Here is a 919-nt window from a genome sequence, read left to right as displayed (position 1 = left end):
CATAAATGTAATGGACCTTGTAGGACTCGAACCTACGACAGGACGGTTATGAGCCGTCTGCTCTAACCAACTGAGCTAAAGGTCCAAGTTTACAATATAGCGGCGGGGGGGATCGAACCCTCGACCTCCCGGGTATGAACCGGACGCTCTAGCCAGCTGAGCTACACCGCCAAAAATGTAACTAATACAATTTAGATACAATCGGGAAAACAGGATTCGAACCTGCGACCCCCTGGTCCCAAACCAGGTGCTCTACCAAACTGAGCCATTTCCCGTTATATGCGCCCTGAAGGATTTGAACCTTCAACCTTCTGATTCGTAGTCAGACACTCTATCCAGTTGCGCTAAGGGCGCATCATCAATGCCGGGGATCGGAGTCGAACCGATACGGTTGAAACCAACCGCGGGATTTTAAGTCCCGTGCGTCTACCAATTCCGCCACTCCGGCGTGTTGATGAAAGCGGAAGACGGGATTCGAACCCGCGACCCCCACCATGGCAAGGTGATGTTCTACCACTGAACTACTTCCGCAAAATATAAATGCCGATTATACGACTTGAACGTACGACCCCCTGTTTACAAGACAGATGCTCTACCAACTGAGCTAAATCGGCATATTGTCAATATATGATTGGCAATACGGGTGGAGGGACTTGAACCCACACGTCCGAAAACACTAGAACCTAAATCTAGCGCGTCTGCCAATTCCGCCACACCCGCAAATTAGGGTCATGAGCCGTGAGGGACTTGAACCCTCGACCCACGGATTAAAAGTCCGTTGCTCTACCAACTGAGCTAACGACTCGATGGAGGATACAGGGCTCGAACCTGTGACCTCCTGCTTGTAAGGCAGATGCTCTCCCAGCTGAGCTAATCCTCCATGAGCACGGCAGCTTCCTATCCTCGCAGGCAGTTGCCT

General features: G+C 51.4%; 10 tRNA genes. All 10 read right to left on the bottom strand.

Going from position 1 to position 919, the window contains the following annotated elements:
• Nucleotides 1-11: 11 nt before the first annotated feature.
• Nucleotides 12-85 (bottom strand) — tRNA-Ile (locus HMPREF0518_RS09290).
• A gap of 12 nt (nt 86-97) precedes the next feature.
• Nucleotides 98-171: transfer RNA gene (locus tag HMPREF0518_RS09285), tRNA-Met, on the bottom strand.
• Between the two features lie 30 nt (nt 172-201).
• A tRNA-Pro gene (locus HMPREF0518_RS09280) sits at nt 202-275 on the bottom strand.
• A 5-nt stretch (nt 276-280) separates the two neighbouring features.
• Nucleotides 281-354: transfer RNA gene (locus tag HMPREF0518_RS09275), tRNA-Arg, on the bottom strand.
• A gap of 8 nt (nt 355-362) precedes the next feature.
• A tRNA-Leu gene (locus tag HMPREF0518_RS09270) sits at nt 363-448 on the bottom strand.
• Between the two features lie 11 nt (nt 449-459).
• Nucleotides 460-531, bottom strand: a tRNA-Gly gene (locus HMPREF0518_RS09265).
• Between the two features lie 10 nt (nt 532-541).
• Nucleotides 542-614 (bottom strand) — tRNA-Thr (locus HMPREF0518_RS09260).
• A 24-nt stretch (nt 615-638) separates the two neighbouring features.
• Nucleotides 639-720 (bottom strand) — tRNA-Leu (locus HMPREF0518_RS09255).
• 12 nt (nt 721-732) lie between these two features.
• Nucleotides 733-805 (bottom strand) — tRNA-Lys (locus HMPREF0518_RS09250).
• Nucleotides 806-807: 2 nt separating this feature from the next.
• Nucleotides 808-880 (bottom strand) — tRNA-Val (locus HMPREF0518_RS09245).
• Between the last annotated feature and the right edge of the window lie 39 nt (nt 881-919).

The organism is Lactobacillus helveticus DSM 20075 = CGMCC 1.1877 (assembly GCF_000160855.1).
Classification (GTDB): domain Bacteria; phylum Bacillota; class Bacilli; order Lactobacillales; family Lactobacillaceae; genus Lactobacillus; species Lactobacillus helveticus.
Note: the sequence above shows the minus strand (reverse complement) of the source record. Positions and strands in the feature narration are given on the sequence as shown.